Below are 18,059 nucleotides of genomic sequence, written 5' to 3'. Positions count from 1 at the left end.
GAGACGAAAACGAATCGGAACCGACCGGGAATCGACGCGGCGAAATCAGTCGTCCGCGCCGGGCGCGGCGACCGTTTTGCCGTCGGAGTCGTCGGCGCGCGGGAAGTTGTCGATCGTCTCCGACCGGAAGGCTTCCTCGTCGAACTCGTAGTCGCCGTCGAGGAACTCGAGCAGCGTGTGAGTGTCGCGCATGGCGTTTTTGAGACAGGTCGAGGCACCCGGCGACGGCGTGATGTTGAAGATGATGTCGTCGCCGACGATTTTGGCCTCGCCCATGTCGAGGGATTTGTTCTTCGTGTCGACGATCTGGGGGCGAACGCCGCCGTAGCCTTTGGCGCGTTCGATATCCTCGAGTTCGACGCTCGGGACGACCTTCTGGACGTGGGGCAGGAACTGTTTCCGGCCGACGTTCGGGAGATCGTAGACGAGGTTCCGGAGCACGTACGGCAGGAGGATGCGATCGGAAAGGATGTTGGCGTAGCTCAGGAACGCCGCCGCGTTCAGCCCGAACACGTCGAGGAAGTCCTTGACCGTCGAGATGCGGCCGCGCTCGAGGGTGGGGACGAGTTTCGCGGTCGGCCCGAAGCGGGTGATGCTGCCGTCGTGGACGTCGGCGTCGCCGTGGACCGCCGCGAAGGGCAGCTTCTTCATCTGGAGCGTGTAGACCTTCCCGTTCAGGAGGTCGTCGGCGAGGAAGAAGCTCCCGGCGATGGGGAGCAAGACCTTGTTCTGGCCGTAGCCGAGTTCCTTCGCAATCTGGAGGCTGTGCGAGCCGGCGGCGACGACGGCGGCGTCGGAGTCGAAGCGGCCGTCGTCGGTCTCGATCGTGTACCCGTCGAGGGTCGGCGTGATGTCCTCGACTTTCGTTCCGGTGTAGATATCGACGTTGGCTTCCTCGCTCGCCTGCTCGACGAACGATTTCGTCGTCTCGCCGTAGTCGACGACGTAGCCGTCCGGCGTCTGGAGCGCGAGCATGTCCATGTCGGGGTCGCGACCCTCGACGACCTTGGGCTCGAGTTCGCCGATTTCCTCGCGTTCGATCGGTCGGAGTTTCGGGAAGAGGTCGCCAAAGCCCTCCTCCTCGTAGCGTTCCTCGAGTTCTGCGACCTCCTCGTCGCCGACCCCGAGCACCATCTTACTGCGTTTCGAGTGCATCTCCCGGTCGGGGTCCTCATTCTCCAGATAGCCCGCGAGGAGTTCCGCTCCTTCTTTGACCTCCTCGGCTTTCTCGAGAGTGTAATTAGTCTCAATGTCCCCGAAGTGGAGGGTCTGGGAGTTGTTCGTATGGTGGGAGTTGATCGCTGCGATCTCCGATTCCTTCTCGATCAGCGCGATCGAGTCGATATCAGTGAACTTCGCGGTCGTGTACAGAAGGGACGCGCCACTGATACCACCGCCGACGATTACGAGGTCGTATTTACCAGACATTATTGGAGTGTGTGAGTCGGTAGTACATACGCTCGACTCCAGACTGATAACTCATATTTTTTCGATCGATGTTTCGACAGATGTCGACACCGCCATCGACGACCGTATATTCGCAATTCTATCGGCAGGAATAAACGAACGCATCGGCTCGCAGAAACCGTCTCTCACGAGGGATTACGGGATTGTCTCCCCGCCGTGACGCTCGCGTTCGGGCCTTCTACCCCGTTACTGACCCCGTCCGTCTCGGCGGTTTCCGGCCGTTTCGCTATCGACAGTTGACGTACCAGCGAGCGACCGTCCTCGAGTTCGGTACCGACGAGACATCGATTTACCAGGAGATGGGATAGACAGTCGTTTTGGGAACAAACGTAAACTCTCGAGTCGTTTTCATCCGATTCGGGGCGCGACGACAACGGTGAGAAGGAGGGCCGTGCTGGACGCCACGCTCGAGTCACTCGAGGGAGTCAAATTCCTGATAGATGACGTGACCGCACGCCTTGCAGTGGGACGCGTCGCGGTCGTGAGACGACAGCCCGCAGTTCGGGCACGAGACCGAGACCTTCTCCCTGTGGCTCCACTCGCGGACGATCTTGCTGGCCTGCCACGGGAGCACGATAATGCCGGCCAAGATGGCGGCCACCGTGATCCAGCGCCCTGCGGCCGTCAGTGGGACGATATCGCCGAATCCGACGGTCGACAGCGCGACCACGACGTAGTAGAAGGCGTCGCCGAACGTTGCGACGTCGGGGTTGGCGGCGTGCTCCGCGCTGTAGAACAGGCCAGCGGAGACGAACAGGAGCACTAACACCGTCAGCAGCAACTTCAGCGCGCGCAAGGCGTTGTCCGAAATCGTCCCGAAGAAGAACTCCGCGTCCCGCGTGAACCGATAGAACCGGAGGACACGGACGACCCGGACTACGCGAAGAAAGCCGACGTTGGTGACCGTCACGACCCCCGGCAAGCCCGCCACGAGGAACGTCGGGAGAATGGCGATCAGATCGACCATCGTGTAGGGGTTGCAAAACTCGCCGAGTCGATCCGCGGCACCGTACAGCCGCAGGACGTACTCCACCAGAAAGACGGCGGCGATCGCGACCTCGAGGCTCCAGAGGAGCGATCGGAGATCCTCGGAGAGGGGATAGGTTTCCGCGACGAAGGCGGCGACGAACACGAGGTTCAGCGCCAACAGCGCGATGTCGATCGCCTTCCCCAGCGGCGTCCGGTGATCGAGCAGGTAAAAGCGGACGGTCTCCCGAAGCTCTCGGGTTCCGGGCGACGAGTCTGGAGTCATTCGACAGTGGTACTCCTCCCAGGAGACACGTAGGCCCTCGGATTATCGGTGCTATCTCCCGTCCGAGGACGGGTCGGCACCTCGGCGCTCGAATCTCGCGGAAGTGGATGGCGGTGACCGACGAGAATCGGACGAGTCGACTAGGCTTTAGGTGTGCGCCGAGAAGCATATACGTGAATTCTAACGAGGTCCGCCGTCAGTGGGCAGAACGATCCGGCGCGTACTCGCCGGAGTATTACGCCCACTACGGGCCGGACCAGCGGAGCGAGTCGATCCACGGCATTCTCGATCGGTTCGTCGACCGAGACGCGGCCGTCCTCGAACTCGGCTGTAGCTCGGGCCGTCACCTCGCCCACCTCCACGAACGGGGCTTCGAGAACCTACACGGCATCGACGTCAACGAGGATGCCTTCGACGTGATGGAAGAGTCCTACCCCGACCTCGCCGCTGCTGGCACGTTCTATCACAACACGATCGAGGACACCGTCGGCGACTTCGCGGACGACCAGTTCGACGTCGTCTACTCGGTCGAGACGCTCCAGCACCTCCACCCGGACGTCGAGTGGGTACTCGAGGACCTGACCCGAATTACTGCCGACCTCCTCATCACGGTCGAAAACGAGGGCGAGAACGATGACGGCGAGCAGTCGGACCCGGACGACCTCGACGTGAGCTACGTCAACGACGACTTCCCGCTGTACCACCGCGACTGGAACCGGGTGTTTACTGAACTGGGGCTGCTCGAGGTCGACGCCGAGTCCGGCAAGCGAGATACCGTTCGCGCGTTCCGCACCGCACAGAAGTAGTCCGTCCGCGTCGCGTCTCGAGGCGGTCGCTATAGGAGCCACTGAAACGATGTACACACTGATCGCGACGCGGTCGTGCGATCAGGTCTGCAATGACTGTCAGTGGCTCCTATAGTCCGAACTCATCCGACCCGGGTCCGGGTTACTCCGCGCCCGAACTCGAGGGACGCGGTTCTTCTCGGCCGTCTGAGTCCGAATCGTCCGGCTGACCGATTCGCCCGCGCGAGTTTCTACGTGGATGCACTCCCGCAGACTCAGAACCGCCGAGCCGCAACGGCGAGCGTCTTCGGCGCGATCCGCAACGTCTCCGTGCCGTACGGAATTAGTACGCCCGATGAACCGCATATCTCCTCGACGCGTTGGCGCACGGTCGCCGATCACCGGGACCGATGCTACTACTTCGAGTCGGCGCTCTCACCGAACGTTTTCTGGCTGGACCTCGACGAGATCGACTTCGACGCCGATGCCGGCGTTCGATCGCTGTCGCTCGGTGAGAACCAGGCGACCGTCTTCGCCGGCGACATCGCCAACGAACTCGTCGAGACCGGCCCGTTCGAATTCCTCGGCGTCCCCGCTTCCCCCTGATTCCGTGTCCCGACGCGTTGGTATACGGGTCCGTCGGCAGTCAGTGATGGCGGCGACTCATGTGCTCCGACGGTGGGATCGCTCGAGGCGGTAACGTGTCTCAGGGATCTGGAGTGAATCGATGGCCTCGGCATTCGAACTGGAACGACGTGCGGATACCACGATCCTGTCGCGGTAGGTTTTTAGTTGAAAGCGATACTCGTTGTATTATAAATACAGCACCGAGACCACTTGCGAATAGACTACCGACACACTCTAACAAAACCACACGCATGAGCGCTTTACGGCCGCATCTCCACCTGTTTCTGGACGAGTTTCCCGGCGAACCGGTCCGGTCGGTTGTGCGGCGCATCGAGGATAGCGGATTTTCGACCGCATCGCCGGACAGCAGTCAGGAGTTCGTCTTCGGGACCTGGGAACAAGACGCGGTCGGATACGGTGACTGGGAGACGGCGGCCGAAGTACAGTCTCTCGTCGATCGAATCCGTTCCGTCGACCGTGGACGAATCACGTTCTGGAGCCCCGAGAACCACGAGTACCAGTTATCCGTTCGGCTCTGCGAGACCGAGACGCGAGTTTCAGCGCCCGTCCGAATATGGGGCCCACCTGCCCGGCTATTCGACACCGACGAATACGCTCGAGAGACCGTCGCAGAGCGGACGGAACTCCTCGTGACCCTGTTCCTCGAGTTATCAGAGTTGTTCGATCCCTGGTACGGGTTCGTCGATGTCTACGACGACCGGCCGGAGCGGATTTTCCCCGACGACCGCCCTCCAGAGAGCGGTCTCGAGCGGCTCCCGTGGATAACGGTTTTCGGCTCGGAGTGGGTCGACTTCTTCGGTGGTGCGGATCGGACGAAACGGGCTCCCGCGTGGAACGTCCGACAACTGGCGACCGGAAGCGCGGTCGTTCGAGAACGCGATTTCCCCGCGCCGACGTACGCGGAGTGCGATTCCGGTCCCCCGATTTCGACGTACGAGTATCTGTTCGAACGCCGATCGATTGCTGAACTACGGTCGGAGCGGCGACGGAAGCGGAACACGATCGTGGATCCGTTTCGCGAATTCGACCCCGGGGAACGCGGCAGTGATATCGTCCTCTGTAAGGGTCACGCCCCAATCGAGACGACCGAGGTCGACTACAGGGACGTGGCGACGACGATCGGTGAGTCCGATAACTGCTACGTCCTCTACGTCTATCGCGACGACCGCGATCGGCTCCGGGAGGTCAATTCCGGGCTGTTCGTCCGTCGGCTGATCGACGAAGACGGCCAGCCGATCGGAACGCTGCCCGAGGATGTGTCCCCTGACCGTGAACTGATCTCGCTTTCGGTCGATACGGCACTGGAACCGTTCCCGCCGGAGATGTATCGAATGGAATCGGCGGCGCCGAGCGTTATAGCGAAGTTATTCGGGCTCTGGGAACTTCCGCCGGACGGAACGGTTTGGGCGGACGGCGACACCTGTCGCGCAGGGGCTACTGATCCGAACTGAACGGCCGAGAGACGGATTTCCGGGTGGTGCTGCTGATGGCTCTGGTCTCTGCTACTGTGCCCCGCGATCGATCTGTTAGTCGAGAACCGACAGACACTACGCGTAAACCGAAGGCCTCGGCACTCATAGGGCTCGTCACCGCCGGATGCCGAGTCCGGCTCGGAGCGGGAGCATCGTCATCGGCCACGCGACTCTACCGCCGTCGCTCCAAAGACGGTTTGGGTTCGCCGGCGAAAATCGGGCGCCCGTTACGAGCCGTCCGCGCTCTCGGTTGCGAAGGCCGCGTTCCACTCGTCGATCAGGTTCTCGAGTCGTCCCGTGTCCCCATGCGAGAACATCCGCTGGGCGCGATCGGTGGCCGTCCGCGGGTCCTCGAGCGGGCTCGAGCGCGGGGGTCGGATCGTGGTTCGGTCGGGTGTCGGTTCGGCGTCGGTCGTGGACTGCAGGTGTTGGGTACTCATGTCGGTCGGGTGTGGATCTCGTCGAAAAGCGGTACTCGTCGTCGCCAACGGGCTTACGCTACTACGTGTACGACCGACATCTCTACTCCACCCTATCCGCTCCTTGGTTATAAAAGTTCATGATAGATAGTGGCCTTGCTGAGTGGTGTCTGAAACCAACCACCACGAGTTCCCTTACCACAATTTAGCCAGCAGAAATAGTAGCCCTTTCGTCGAGTATCGACGACTCGAGCCGTCATTCGGCCGATTCGCCACCGTACCCGCAACAGAGAGACGGCTCTCGTCCGGTCAGTTCCCACGAGGACGCATCGGGACTCCGATAGCTTGAGAACCCGCGGCCGAGTGCTCACCGCTACGACGATGGCGAGCGACGACCGAGACGGTGACGCCGACGAGTGCGACGTGAGTTTCGTAATCCCGGCGCGCAACGAGGCCGACTACCTCCGCGGTGCGCTGGCGAGTCTCACGGCACTGGACACGAGCTACGAGTACGAGGTGATCGTCGTCGACGGCTGTTCGACCGACGAAACGCCGGCGATCGCCCGCGAGTACGGCGCGACCGTTCTCCGCGATGCCGGCTCGAGCATCGCTGCCGCCCGAAATCTCGGGGCCGAGCGGGCGGCTGGCGAGTGGCTGGCTTTTATCGACGCGGACACGCGGGTGCGGGCAAACTATCTGACCGAACTGCTCGGCTTCGTCGAGGCCAACGGGCTCGCGGCCGCGAGTTCGTCCTGTCGGATCACCGGCCCACGACGCGCGAAACTGATGGAATTGACGATCAATCACGTCTTCTCGCGGCTCGAGCACCCGATCCTGCCGGGATTCAACTGTTTCGTCCACCGGCGCGCGTTCGAGGAAATCGGCGGCTTCCCCTGCGTGTCGAACGAGGATACGGCGTTCAGTCGATCGCTCGCCGGCCGGTTTCCGACGGCCTACTGCCCGACCGTCTTGGTCGAGAGTTCGGGCCGTCGGATCGCCGACCAGGGGCTGACGGGGACGCTGTGGCACTACCTCGCGCTCGACCTCGAGCGGCTCAGAGCTGACTACTGAGAGACCCCAGGTGCGGTGACGCCGTGATGGTGACGAGAGCCAGGCCCGTTCACCGGCGCTGCCGCTCTCTGAGACGGTGGTGGGGAAAAGTGACTGATTGCCGCGTTACGAGACGATCGTCAGCAGCTGGACCAGCACGCCCAGCAGCACGCCGAACGCGATGACCGTCTTGGGGTCGATACGGATGGCGTTCGAGTCCTCGGAGTCGAAGTACCGAACGAGTCCGGCACTGGACATCAGGCCACCGGTGTTCTGTCCTTTATCCATACCCGTTCCTATGGGCCCCCGAAACTAAACCTTTCGACCGATCGCGTCGCCGATCACGGCAATGCATTGGCAGTGGGAAACCCTTATGCGCGGCGCGTGGCAACTAGCGTTGACCGCATGACTGTCACACTTAAGGACTTCTACGCGGACTGGTGTGGCCCCTGCAAGACCCAGGACCCGATCCTCGAGGAGCTCGAGGACGACTGGGAGGGCCGATTCGAAGTCGAGAAAGTAAACGTCGACGAGAAACAGGACGTGGCAAACGAGTACCAGGTTCGATCGCTGCCGACGCTCATCATCGAGAACGACGACGGCATCGTCGAGCGCTTCGTCGGCGTCACCCAGCGCGACGACATCGAGGACGCCCTCGAATCCGCCGGCGCGTAACCGACCGGTCGCTTTTCTCCTCGCGAGCACCGCTGCCCAGAGCCGGGCCTACGAATCGATCGGGATAGCCGGGCTCGAGGCCCCGGACTGCCCCGCAGGACCACCGACCGGCCGCAGGGCGGGCGCTCGAGAACTCGAAATCGGATCGTAGAAACCCAATCGACGGTCAGGAACGGTACTCGACCGCGCCGAGCGAGCGCTTTCGTCCGCTCAGGTCCACTTCACGCCGACGTCGTGCATGTCCTCGTTGTACTTCGCGATGTTGATGACAAGCGGCGTGACGCTCTCGACTTCGGCCGCGTTGGCCAGCGGCCCGGCCTCGAGCGCGCGCAGCCCGTCGATCTCGTTGGCGATCGTCAGCACCGTGTCGCCGGCCGCGTCGTCGTCGGCGACGACGAGCGTGTCGAGATCGAGGTCGTTGTCGAGGTTTGCCAGCGCGTCGGCCGCGAGGTTGTGGAACGCGCCGACGACCGGGACCTCGTCGGGGGCCCGCGCGGCGACGAGTTCGGTGACGCTGCCGGCATCGGGCGGGTGATAGTGCAGTCCGTCCTCGTCGCCCTGCATGCCGACCGCGGGCGTCACCAGTACGGAGTCTGCATCGAGGCTGTCGGCGACCGCTTCGACGGTGTCACCGACGTAGTACGGCGGGACGCTGAGGATGACGACGTCGGCCCGATCGGCCGCCATCTCGTTGCCGAAGCCCTTGATGTCGACCTCGTCGGTGCGGTCGGCGAGTTCCTCCTCGTACTCCGCGACGGCGTCGCGGGCCTTCTCGGGGTCCCGGGAACCGATGAGGATCTCGTGGCCCGTGTCGCGGGCGAGTCGGAGCGCGAGCCCTTCGCCGATGTCGCCGGTGCCGCCAAGTAGTGCAATTCGCATACCACCTCCTCCGGACGGCACCCGAATAAAAGGGCCGGAGATCGGCCGATATCGCCGGGTTCTCCGACGAGTTCGAACCAGCGATCGGCCGGTGTTCAGTCGGCAATGCTGCCCACCCTACCGCTACGGTGCGTCGTCCTCGGTCGGGTTCATGGCCGCCCCCAAGCCGCTGTCGTAGGCGTCGCGTTCGGACACCTCGCGGATGCGCTGCTCGAGTCGGGTCTCGAGGTCCCGCCGCCGTTCCTCGTCGACGTCCGGGTTCGACCCCAGATCAGCGAGGTCCTGCTTGGCCGTCCGCAAGACAGAGACCGCTTCCTCGGTCTCGAGGTCGGCCGCACGGTCGAGGGCGCGTTCGACATCGGCGAGCGTGGTGTCGGTCATACCGGTCGTTTGCTGGACACACGGATGAAAGACCGGCCGGGAAGCGCCGGTCCCGCCCCGCACGGATGGCGTACTTCCATTACCCGGCCGGCCGTCGCTCCGATATGGCCCGTCCCGCCGTCATCGCCCACCGCGGCTTCGCCGGTATCGCCCCCGAGAACACCGTCTCCGCGATCGAACGCGCCGCCGAGGACGATGAGACCGCGATGATCGAAATCGACGTGCGACCGGCCGCCTGCGGGACGCCGGTGGTCGTCCACGACGAGCGCCTCGAGGGATCCCGCGACGGACGGCCGCTCACCGACGGGACAGGCCTCGTCCGAGAGACACCTCTCGAGGTGCTTCGGGAAACGCGCGTGCTCGGAACCAAAGCGACTGTGCCGACGCTGGCGGCGCTGCTCGAGGCGACTCCCGAAACGGTCGATCTCAATGTCGAACTGAAGGGGGCGGGACGGGCGGATCTCCGCGTCGGCGAGTCGCTCCCGCCGGACGAGCGCGCCGCGCGCCGCGAGGCGTGGCGGCCGTTCGTCGAGCGCGTCGTCGCCGACTGCGACGCCTTCGACGGCGACCTCCTCTTCTCGTCGTTCTGCGAGGGTGCCATCGCGGCGCTGCGCGAGGTGACCGCGGAGTACGCCGCCGCGGCGCTGCTTCGAGACGATCCCGCGGCCGGCCTCGAGATCGCGCGCCGATACGAGTGTGAGGCGATCCACCCGCCGCAGACCATGATTCGCGACACTGCTTCCGAGACGAATTCGAACGAGACACCCGACGTTGCCCCCGAAACCGACGTGCTCGAGACAGCCCACGAGGAGGGGCGAGCGGTCAACGTCTGGACGGTGACGAACTGGATCCAGTTCGACCGGCTCGCGGACGCCGGCGTCGACGGGATCATCGCCGACTACCCCGGACTGGGCTGGGCGTCGAGTCGTCGGTGACGGCGTGAATCGCAGACGGTTGTTCTGGATCGGAATTCAGGCACTGAGTTGCTGGTAGAACTCGCAAATAGCGATTAGAGCCGCTATATCTGGCCGTCGAACGCCGCCACCGGAGAAGTATCGCCTGCAGTCGCACCGGACACCTTGATACGGGGAATCGTCGGAGTGTGCCGAGTATGGGTCCCGGTATCTATTCGAAGGGCTGTCCCGTCAGTCGGCTCCCGAGGGGGCCGGGGTGTCGGCCCGAAGCCACGCCCACTCGAGGCGCACGTTCGGTCGGGAGGTGGTACTGAATGAGTGAGCTCCCGCCGCGAACGACCGTCAAGCGGTGGCTGGTCACGACCAACCACAAGGACGTCGGCATCCTTTACCTAGGGACCGCGATCTTCTTCCTGCTGTTCGGCGGCGTCCTCGCGCTGTTGTTCCGCACGCACATGTGGGAGTCCGGCGGGATCGGCCTCCTCGAGAATCAGGAGTTCAATCAGGCGGTGACAAACCACGGGTTGTTGATGGTGTTCTGGTATCTCTCGCCGTTCGCATTCGGCTTCGCGAACTACCTCGTCCCGCTCCAGATCGGGGCGAAGGACCTCTCGTTCCCGCGGCTGAACGCCATGAGCTACTGGTTTTACCTTTTTTCGGGGATCCTCCTCGCCGTCGCGTTCTTTCAGGGCCGGGCCTTCGCGGGCGGCTGGTACATGTACGCCCCGCTGAACGTGCCGATGTACAACACGGCGATGGCGGCGACGTCCGGCGGGAACCTGACGATCCTCGCGCTAGTCCTGTTCGTCATGTCGACGACGATCGCGACGGTCAACTTCCTTACGACGATCCACTACGAGCGCGCCGAGGGGCTGGGCCTGTGGAACATGCCGCTGTTTACGTGGTCGATCCTGCTGACCGTCTGGATGATGCTCTTTGCCTTCGCGGCGCTGCTTGCCGCCCTGCTGTTGCTGGTCAGCGACCGGATCTTACTGACCCAATACTACGCGACCGATCAGGGCTCGAGCCTGCTGTGGGCACACCTGTTCTGGTTCTTCGGCCATCCGGAGGTGTACATCGTCTTTTTCCCCGCGCTCGGGGTCCTCTTCGAGACGTTCCAGACGTTCTGTGGCCGGCGGCTGGTCGGCCGGAAGTGGGTCATCATCGCGATGGTCCTCGTGGGGGTCCAGTCGTTCCTCGTCTGGATGCACCACATGTTCCTGACGACGATCAACCTCCCGATCAAGACGCTGTTCATGGCGACGACGATCGGGATCTCGCTGCCCTTCGACCTGATGGTCTTCTCGCTGATCTACACGATGGTCAAGGGTCGGGTCCGGTTTACCACGCCGTTCCTGTTCAATCTCGGCGCGCTAGTCCTATTCATTCTCGGCGGGATTACCGGCGTCTTCCTCGGTGCCGTCGTGCTCGACTACGAGTTCCGGGGCACCTACTGGGTCGTCGCCCACTTCCACTACGTGATGGTCGCCGGTTCGACGGCGCTAGTCGGCGCGATCTACTACTGGTGGCCGAAGATGACCGGGAAAATGTACGACGAGACGCTCGGCAAACTCCACTTCGCGGTCTACTTCATCGGATTCAACCTGCTGTACTTCCCGATGTTCCTCGCTTGGGAGACGCCGCGTCGCGTCTTCAACTTCAGTTCGGAACTCACGCTCTATCACCAACTGGCGACGGTCGGGGCCTTCGTCCTCGGCGCGTCCTATCTCATCATGTTCTATGCGCTCGGGAAGAGTCTGGTCTCGGGCCCCGACGCCCCCAACAACCCGTGGGCGTACTCCCGGACCGCCGAGTGGGCGACGACCTCCCCGCCGCCGCTCGAGAACTGGCCGGACCGGCCAAGCTATGCCAGCGGCCACCTCGAATTCGTCGACGACGCGACGCCTGCGACCGACGGCGGCGCAGCCACGCACGAACGCACCGGACAGGTCGACCCGCTCGAGGGAGACCACGAGGACCACGCGAGCATCTGGCCGTTCGGCATCGGGATCGGGATGTTTCTTACCTTCCTCGGCCTGTCGGGGATCACGCCGTGGGTCGCCAACTTCGCCGCCGAGCGCGGCGCGGAGTTCGCCGACGCCAGCTCGACCGATCTCGTCCATCCGGCGCTGTTAGCCGTCGGCGTCGGGGTGTTGGGATACACGCTCTTCGAGTACGGTCGGGAGGAGTTCAACGCGCCCGACCTGGCGATCGCCGAGCGCTGGCCCTTCGAGACCGTCGGGGGCACGAAACTCGGCGTCTGGTTCTTCATCGCCTCGGACGTGATCGTCTTCGGTGCCGTCATCGGCGCGTACATCTTCATGCGCCTCCACATGGGCTGGGGCGAGTTCGAAACCGTCCCGCCCTCCGTGATCGTGGGATTGGTCAACACTTACGTCCTATTGACCTCGAGTTTCACCGTCATCCTGGCGCTGGTGATGGCCGAACGCGAGAACAAGCGCGGGCTGTTGGCCGCGATGGGAGCCACGCTGTTGCTCGGGTTCACGTTCCTGGGGGTCAAAGGCTGGGAGTGGAGCTATGAATTCGCCCACGGAGTCTACTGGTTTACCGAACTCCACTACTCGATCTATTTCGTGACGACCGGACTGCACGCGTTCCACGTGATCCTCGGCCTGCTCATCGCGGGGTTCATGATCTACCGCACCGCGACCGCCGACGCCTACCTCACGGACAACCGGCCGGTCGAGTACTTCGGGCTCTACTGGCACTTCGTCGACATCGTCTGGGTGTTCCTGTTCCCGCTGTTCTACCTGATGTAGCGGGCTCGATGCGCGGTTTTCGGTGCAGTCGTCCACGTTTTGGACGCCCCAACTCGAGCCAGTCCCTGCGGGATCGGTCGGAATCAGCCGGATACAAGGCGATCACCGCCGAACGGCCTGCTATGGAACTCTCGACGGTCGTCGATCGACTCGACGAGGAACTGGGAACCGCCGACTACGCCGACCTCGACGCCAGCGCGAACGGCCTGCAGATCGGTCCCGAGGAGGCCGAGATCGAACGGGTCGCGTTCGCCGTCGACGGCGTCCGCGAGACCGTCGACCGCGCCGTTGAGGCCGACGCGGACCTGCTGGTCGTCCACCACGGGCTCTCGTGGGGCGGCTTCGACCGCGTGACCCGGCAAACCTACGACCGAATCGCGCCCCTGATCGAGAACGACCTCGCGCTGTACGTCTCGCATCTCCCGCTGGACGGTCAGCAGGAACTTGGCAACGCCGCCGGCGTCGCCGACGTACTCGGCCTCGAGGACCGCGCCCCCTTCGGCGAACTCGGCCCCGAGTACATCGGCCAGCGCGGGACGGCGGCCGACGCCTACGCCCCTGACGAACTGCGTGAGCGCCTCGAGGAGACTCTCGAGACCGGCGGGCAGCCGGTTCAACACCTCGACTTCGGGCCCGACGAGATCGAGGACGTGGCGATCGTCACCGGCAGCGGGGTCGACTGGCTGGGCGAGGCCGCCGCAACGGACGCCGACGCGCTGGTGACCGGCGAGGGGAAAGGGAAGGCCTACCACGAGGCACAGGAGTCCGGTATCCACGTCTTCCTCGCGGGCCACTACGCGACGGAGACCTTCGGCGTGCGATCGCTGCAGGGTCTGGTCGAGGAGTGGGGGCTCGAGACGGCGTTTCTCGAGGTACCGACGGGGTTGTGAAGGCGACGCGGGATTCGGCTGGAGTCGCCGCTGTCCGGCGAAATCGGACAGAAGAAACCGGGTGTTTCAGCGGTCAGTATAGTCGGAGCAGTGTGCACTCACCGCGAGCGAACGGAGTGAGCGAGCGGGCCGACGACCGACCCGGAGGGAAGGGAGGAGTGCTTTTCATCAAAGCTGAGCGGGATCAAAGATCCCGCGAGGTCCAAAAGAGCGCTATGCGCTCTTTTGAAGATTTTGCCGAGGGCGCGGCGAAGCCGCGCCCGCAGCGCAAAAGTTCGTTGCGCATCCATAGTGTGCGGCTGGTGCGCGAAGAGACCCGGTCGTAAATCGGGCTTCGGACACCTTCTGCGGCGCGCTTGCACTCGACTCGAGACGACGGAATCGAACCGAACCGCGGCGTTCAAACCGCTGGCTCGCGGATGCGGGGATATGAGCGACGACCACGAGCACGGGAGCGACGACGGCGACAGCGAGGCGGCGGACGGCCACCACGAGCCCGAGCGGGAGACCTTCTCGCACGACCCGGTCGGCCACGCGGAGGTCCGCGCGGGCATGACAGTCGGCGAACTTGCGGACGAGTACGGCAACGCCGGGGTGGGTGCGGCGGACCTCCACGAGGCCGTCGACGTGACCGAGTCGATGTTCGACGACGACGTGACCGTCTTCTTCGGGCTGGCGGGCGCAATGGTCCCGACGGGGATGCGCGCGATCGTCGCCGATCTGATCCGGGACGGCCACATCGACGTCCTCGTCACGACGGGGGCGAATCTGACCCACGATTCCATCGAGGCCATCGGCGGCAAACACCACCACGGCGCGGTCCACGAGGAGGGCAAGACCGAGCGCGAACACGACGAAACGCTGCGCGACGAGGGCGTCGACCGCATCTACAACGTCTATCTCCCACAGGAGTTCTTCGCGACCTTCGAGTCCCACCTGCGCGAGGAGGTCTTCCCGGTCCTCGAGGAGGACGGCGTCGTCCCGATCCAACGGCTCACCGAGGAACTCGGGCGGGCCAACGCCGAGGTCAACGAACGCGACGACGTCGACGAGGACGCTGGCATCGCCGCCGCGGCCTACGAGAACGACGTGCCGATCTACTGCCCCGCCGTTCAGGACTCCGTGCTCGGGCTGCAGGCGTGGATGTACTCCCAGACCTCCGACTTCTCGCTGGACGCGCTGGCGGACATGACCCCGCTTACTGACATCGCCTACCACGCCGACGAGGCCGGCGCGTTCGTCGTCGGCGGCGGCGTCCCGAAGAACTTCACGCTGCAGACGATGCTCGTCGCGCCCGACGCCTACGACTACGCCGTCCAACTGACCATGGACCCCAAACAGACCGGCGGCCTCTCCGGCGCGACCTTAGACGAGGCCCGCTCGTGGGGCAAACTCGAGAAAGATGCCGACAACGTCTCGGTCTACGCCGACGCGACGATCACGCTCCCGCTGGTCGTGGCGGCGGCCCGGGAACGACTCGAGGACTAATCACGCGTCCTGGCTCACTCGAGCGCGTCGTCGTAGGTCCGGTAAGTCGCCGAGCCGACGTCGATCCGAACGAGCGTGTTGTCGGCGTACGCGTCGGGTTCCGCGTCGTACGTCTCGTTGATCCGGCGGCGGGCCGCGGCCGTCTCCGCCTCGTCTTCGACGACCGTCGCTGTCCCGAGCAGCGACACCATCCACTGTGTCTGTCCGGCGTCGTCTTGCTGTATCGAGAGGGCGACCCGCGGATTCTGCCTGATATTGGCCAGTTTTCGACCGGTCGTAACGATCTCGACGACCCCGTCCACGTACCGGTACCAGACGGGCGCGACGTGGGGTCGCCCCTCGGCACAGGTTCCCAAATGGGCCATCACGGGCTCGCTCTCGAGCAGGCGTTCAGCCTCGGCTGGAACGGTCGACACGGTCGACTCGGGAACGGGCAGCGACAAAAACGACCGCCATGGCGGTGCCGGTGCGGCGACCGCTCTCGCCGAAGACTGCCACACGGCTTATTACCTCGTCGGCCCTTTTCGCGATAGATTCAGTGGTTCTTCATGACTCGGCCGACCACGATTCCGACCGATTCGGACGCGACGACGGACGACAGTACCGTCGTCTACGTCGGCGGCTACCCGGCCGCGGCCGAGATTCCACGAGCCCTCGAGCGGGCGAGCGACCGGCTTGCGGTCGACTCCGTCGCCGACGAGGCCGCGGCGCTCGAGCGGGTTCGGTCACGGCGTCTGGACTGTCTCGTGAGTCGGTCTACGGCTGGGGGCGATGAGGCTCGATCGCTGCTCGAGCGCGTCCGCGAGTTCGATCCCCAGCTCCCCGTGTTCCTGATCGCCGAGGGCTGGGACGAGGACGCCGCCAGCGCCGCGCTCGAGGCCGGCGCGACCGGCTGCGTCTCCGAGTCGGCGGCCGCTCACGGCGAGCGGCTCGCGATCCGGATCGAGCGGGCGGTCGATCGGGTGGCCGAGCGGCGCGATCTCGAGGCGGCGACGGCCCGATTTCGCGCGTTCACGGAAAACGCCTCCTTCGGCGTGATCACGGCGGGCGACGACGGCACGATCCGGTACGCGAACGACGCCGTCGAATCGCTCTTCGGCTACGACCCCGACGACCTCGTCGGCGAGCAGCTCACGACGTTGATTCCGCCGCAGTATCAGGACGCCCACCGCGAGGCGATCGCGCGCTACCTCCGGACCGGCGACCGTGGACTCGACTGGGACTGGGTCGAACTCGCCGGCCGCCACGCGGACGGCCGCGAGTTCCCCGTCGGCATCTCCTTCGGCGAGACGGAAGTCGACGGCGAACACCTCTTTACCGCCGTCATCAGGGACATTTCTGATCGCAAGCGCCTCGAGCGCGAACGCGAGGCCACCCTCGAGCGGATCGGTGACGCCTTCGTCTCGATCGACGCCGACTGGGAGTACACCTACGTCAACGAGCAAGCGGCCGATCTCCTCCAGCGGCCCCGCGAGGAACTGCTCGGGGAACCGCTCGAGACGGCGTTCGAGACTGTTTCTGGGACTGAACTCGAGCGGCAACTCGAGCGGGCCTTCGCCGAGCAGACCACCGTCAGTTTCACCGAGTACGTCTCGTCGCTTGCGAGCTGGTTCGAGGTCCGAGCCTACCCCTCCGAAGACGGCCTCTCGATCTTCTTTACGGACGTGACCGACAGGATCCGGGCCGAACAGGAACTCGAGTCGAACGTCGCGGCGTTGCAGGCGCTGTACGACATCTCGACCAAACCCGACACGCCGCTCGACGCGAAGCTCCCGGAACTGCTCGAACTGGGCTGTGAATCACTCGAGTTGCCCTACGGCTTCCTGACGCGGATCTCTCTCGACGACCGAACGCAGACGATCGTCGAGTCCCGGAGCGATCATCCGCTCCTCCAGTCGGGCGAGTCCTGCCCGCTCTCGGCGGCCTACTGCCGGAAAACGATCAAAACTCACGAACTCGTCACCGTCGCGAACGCGCCCGACGAGGGCTGGGTCGGCGACCCGGCCTACGAACTGTTCGAACTCGGCAGCTACGTCGGCGCGAAGGTGACCGTCGACGGCACCATCTGGGGCACCCTCTGTTTCGCCTCGAGCGAGCCCCGCGAGGGTGACGGCTTCTCCGAGGCCGAGCGGACGCTGGTCAAACTCATGGCCAAGTGGGTCAGTTACGAGACCGAGCGCAAGCAGTCCCGCGAGACCCTCGAGCGACAGAACGACCGCCTCCAGGAGTTTACCAGCGTCGTCAGTCACGACCTGCGGAACCCGTTGAACGTGGCACAGGGCTCGCTGGAACTCGCACGGGAGGGCGATCACGCTCGGCTCGAGGCCTGCGACGAGGCCCTCGAGCGGATGGAGCAGTTGATCGAGGAACTCCTGTCGCTGGCCGAGCAGGGCGCGACGACGGCCGACCTGGAGCCGGTTTCGGTCCGAGACTGCGCGACGAAGGCGTGGTCGATGGTCGACACCGGCGACGCCGCCCTCGACCTCGAGGGAACGGGGTGGGTCCGGGCCGACCCCGACCGGCTTCAGCAGTTGCTCGAGAACCTGTTCCGGAACGCGCTCGATCACGGGATTCCCGAGGGCGGGACCAGCGCCGACCTGACGGTCACGGTCGGCGACTGCGAGGGCGGATTCTACGTGGCCGACACCGGACGGGGGATTCCCGAGGACGAACGAGAGGAAGTCTTCGATATCGGCTTTACGACGGCCGACGACGGGACCGGCTTCGGGCTCGGCATCGTCGAACGGGTCGCCGAGGCCCACGACTGGGCGCTCGAGGCGACGACCGGCGAGGCGGGCGGGGCCCGCTTCGAACTGACCGGCGTCGCTCGCCCGCGCGACGGGAACTGACGCGGGGATACGGGGACGAAGACAACTCCGACCCGCGGAACCGTGGCGGAGCACCGTCTATCGCTCGGCTCGTGGCGCGAACTTTTTGACGGCACTCTCCCTAGCCGCGG

At 64.6% G+C, this 18,059-nt stretch carries 17 protein-coding genes and 1 pseudogene; 11 read left to right on the top strand and 7 right to left on the bottom strand.

Features of this window, described 5'->3' with window-relative positions; genetic code table 11:
• Nucleotides 1-45 precede the first annotated feature (45 nt).
• Nucleotides 46-1,428: an FAD-dependent oxidoreductase gene (locus tag ACJYUO_RS05995; protein ID WP_494344488.1), complete on the bottom strand. Its 1,383-nt coding sequence runs from the start codon at nucleotides 1,426-1,428 to the stop codon at nucleotides 46-48.
• Nucleotides 1,429-1,610: 182 nt separating this feature from the next.
• Here ACJYUO_RS05995 and ACJYUO_RS05990 point away from each other — a divergent pair, with 182 nt between their 5' ends.
• Complete coding sequence (locus ACJYUO_RS05990; protein WP_494344487.1) at nucleotides 1,611-1,775, top strand: hypothetical protein; 165 nt, start codon at nucleotides 1,611-1,613, stop codon at nucleotides 1,773-1,775.
• 104 nt (nucleotides 1,776-1,879) lie between these two features.
• Here ACJYUO_RS05990 and ACJYUO_RS05985 read toward each other — a convergent pair whose 3' ends face one another.
• Nucleotides 1,880-2,719, bottom strand: coding sequence for an ion transporter (locus ACJYUO_RS05985; RefSeq protein ID WP_494344486.1), 840 nt, complete (start codon nucleotides 2,717-2,719; stop codon nucleotides 1,880-1,882).
• A gap of 173 nt (nucleotides 2,720-2,892) precedes the next feature.
• On the opposite strand from ACJYUO_RS05985, the gene ACJYUO_RS05980 reads away from it, so the two are divergent.
• The 3 genes and pseudogenes from ACJYUO_RS05980 to ACJYUO_RS05970 all read left to right on the top strand — a co-directional run bounded on the left by ACJYUO_RS05980 (nucleotide 2,893) and on the right by ACJYUO_RS05970 (nucleotide 5,603).
• A complete protein-coding gene (locus ACJYUO_RS05980) occupies nucleotides 2,893-3,525 on the top strand; it encodes a class I SAM-dependent methyltransferase (protein ID WP_494344485.1) in 633 nt (210 codons plus the stop codon).
• A gap of 195 nt (nucleotides 3,526-3,720) precedes the next feature.
• Nucleotides 3,721-4,110: pseudogene (locus ACJYUO_RS05975) on the top strand (linear amide C-N hydrolase); the annotation flags it as partial.
• Nucleotides 4,111-4,382: 272 nt separating this feature from the next.
• Nucleotides 4,383-5,603 carry a hypothetical protein gene (locus ACJYUO_RS05970; protein WP_494344484.1) on the top strand — a complete coding sequence of 407 codons (1,221 nt, stop codon included), beginning with the start codon at nucleotides 4,383-4,385 and terminating at the stop codon, nucleotides 5,601-5,603.
• 248 nt (nucleotides 5,604-5,851) lie between these two features.
• Here ACJYUO_RS05970 and ACJYUO_RS05965 read toward each other — a convergent pair whose 3' ends face one another.
• Entirely contained in the window at nucleotides 5,852-6,064 is a 213-nt protein-coding gene (locus ACJYUO_RS05965; protein WP_494344483.1) for a hypothetical protein, read from the bottom strand.
• A 360-nt stretch (nucleotides 6,065-6,424) separates the two neighbouring features.
• Here ACJYUO_RS05965 and ACJYUO_RS05960 point away from each other — a divergent pair, with 360 nt between their 5' ends.
• On the top strand, nucleotides 6,425-7,114 hold the full coding sequence (locus tag ACJYUO_RS05960; RefSeq protein WP_494344482.1) for a glycosyltransferase family 2 protein: 690 nt from the start codon (nucleotides 6,425-6,427) through the stop codon (nucleotides 7,112-7,114).
• A 105-nt stretch (nucleotides 7,115-7,219) separates the two neighbouring features.
• Here the strand turns inward: ACJYUO_RS05960 and ACJYUO_RS05955 are convergent, their stop codons facing one another.
• Complete coding sequence (locus tag ACJYUO_RS05955; protein WP_006430355.1) at nucleotides 7,220-7,381, bottom strand: preprotein translocase subunit Sec61beta; 162 nt, start codon at nucleotides 7,379-7,381, stop codon at nucleotides 7,220-7,222.
• A 117-nt stretch (nucleotides 7,382-7,498) separates the two neighbouring features.
• Here ACJYUO_RS05955 and ACJYUO_RS05950 point away from each other — a divergent pair, with 117 nt between their 5' ends.
• A complete protein-coding gene (locus ACJYUO_RS05950) occupies nucleotides 7,499-7,768 on the top strand; it encodes a thioredoxin family protein (protein WP_006180412.1) in 270 nt (89 codons plus the stop codon).
• Between the two features lie 210 nt (nucleotides 7,769-7,978).
• On the opposite strand, the gene npdG is transcribed toward ACJYUO_RS05950, so the two are convergent.
• Nucleotides 7,979-8,647, bottom strand: a complete 669-nt coding sequence (gene npdG, locus ACJYUO_RS05945) for an NADPH-dependent F420 reductase (protein WP_494344481.1) — start codon at nucleotides 8,645-8,647, stop codon at nucleotides 7,979-7,981.
• A 123-nt stretch (nucleotides 8,648-8,770) separates the two neighbouring features.
• Nucleotides 8,771-9,028 (bottom strand): hypothetical protein, encoded by a 258-nt coding sequence (locus ACJYUO_RS05940; protein WP_494344480.1) that lies wholly within the window; start codon nucleotides 9,026-9,028, stop codon nucleotides 8,771-8,773.
• A gap of 104 nt (nucleotides 9,029-9,132) precedes the next feature.
• Between ACJYUO_RS05940 and ACJYUO_RS05935 the strand changes: the two genes are divergently transcribed.
• The 4 genes from ACJYUO_RS05935 to ACJYUO_RS05920 all read left to right on the top strand — a co-directional run bounded on the left by ACJYUO_RS05935 (nucleotide 9,133) and on the right by ACJYUO_RS05920 (nucleotide 15,100).
• Nucleotides 9,133-9,963: a glycerophosphodiester phosphodiesterase gene (locus ACJYUO_RS05935; RefSeq protein WP_494344479.1), complete on the top strand. Its 831-nt coding sequence runs from the start codon at nucleotides 9,133-9,135 to the stop codon at nucleotides 9,961-9,963.
• 293 nt (nucleotides 9,964-10,256) lie between these two features.
• A complete protein-coding gene (locus ACJYUO_RS05930) occupies nucleotides 10,257-12,722 on the top strand; it encodes a cbb3-type cytochrome c oxidase subunit I (protein ID WP_494344478.1) in 2,466 nt (821 codons plus the stop codon).
• 122 nt (nucleotides 12,723-12,844) lie between these two features.
• On the top strand, nucleotides 12,845-13,612 hold the full coding sequence (locus tag ACJYUO_RS05925; RefSeq protein ID WP_494344477.1) for a Nif3-like dinuclear metal center hexameric protein: 768 nt from the start codon (nucleotides 12,845-12,847) through the stop codon (nucleotides 13,610-13,612).
• 429 nt (nucleotides 13,613-14,041) lie between these two features.
• Complete coding sequence (locus tag ACJYUO_RS05920) at nucleotides 14,042-15,100, top strand: deoxyhypusine synthase (RefSeq protein WP_494344476.1); 1,059 nt, start codon at nucleotides 14,042-14,044, stop codon at nucleotides 15,098-15,100.
• A 14-nt stretch (nucleotides 15,101-15,114) separates the two neighbouring features.
• Here the strand turns inward: ACJYUO_RS05920 and ACJYUO_RS05915 are convergent, their stop codons facing one another.
• On the bottom strand, nucleotides 15,115-15,516 hold the full coding sequence (locus ACJYUO_RS05915; RefSeq protein ID WP_494344475.1) for a pyridoxamine 5'-phosphate oxidase family protein: 402 nt from the start codon (nucleotides 15,514-15,516) through the stop codon (nucleotides 15,115-15,117).
• Between the two features lie 132 nt (nucleotides 15,517-15,648).
• On the opposite strand from ACJYUO_RS05915, the gene ACJYUO_RS05910 reads away from it, so the two are divergent.
• Entirely contained in the window at nucleotides 15,649-17,949 is a 2,301-nt protein-coding gene (locus ACJYUO_RS05910; protein WP_494344474.1) for a PAS domain S-box protein, read from the top strand.
• Nucleotides 17,950-18,059: the final 110 nt, after the last annotated feature.

It is taken from the genome of Natrinema sp. CRL1 (assembly GCF_059162405.1).
This window is presented reverse-complemented; position numbering and strand designations above follow the sequence as displayed.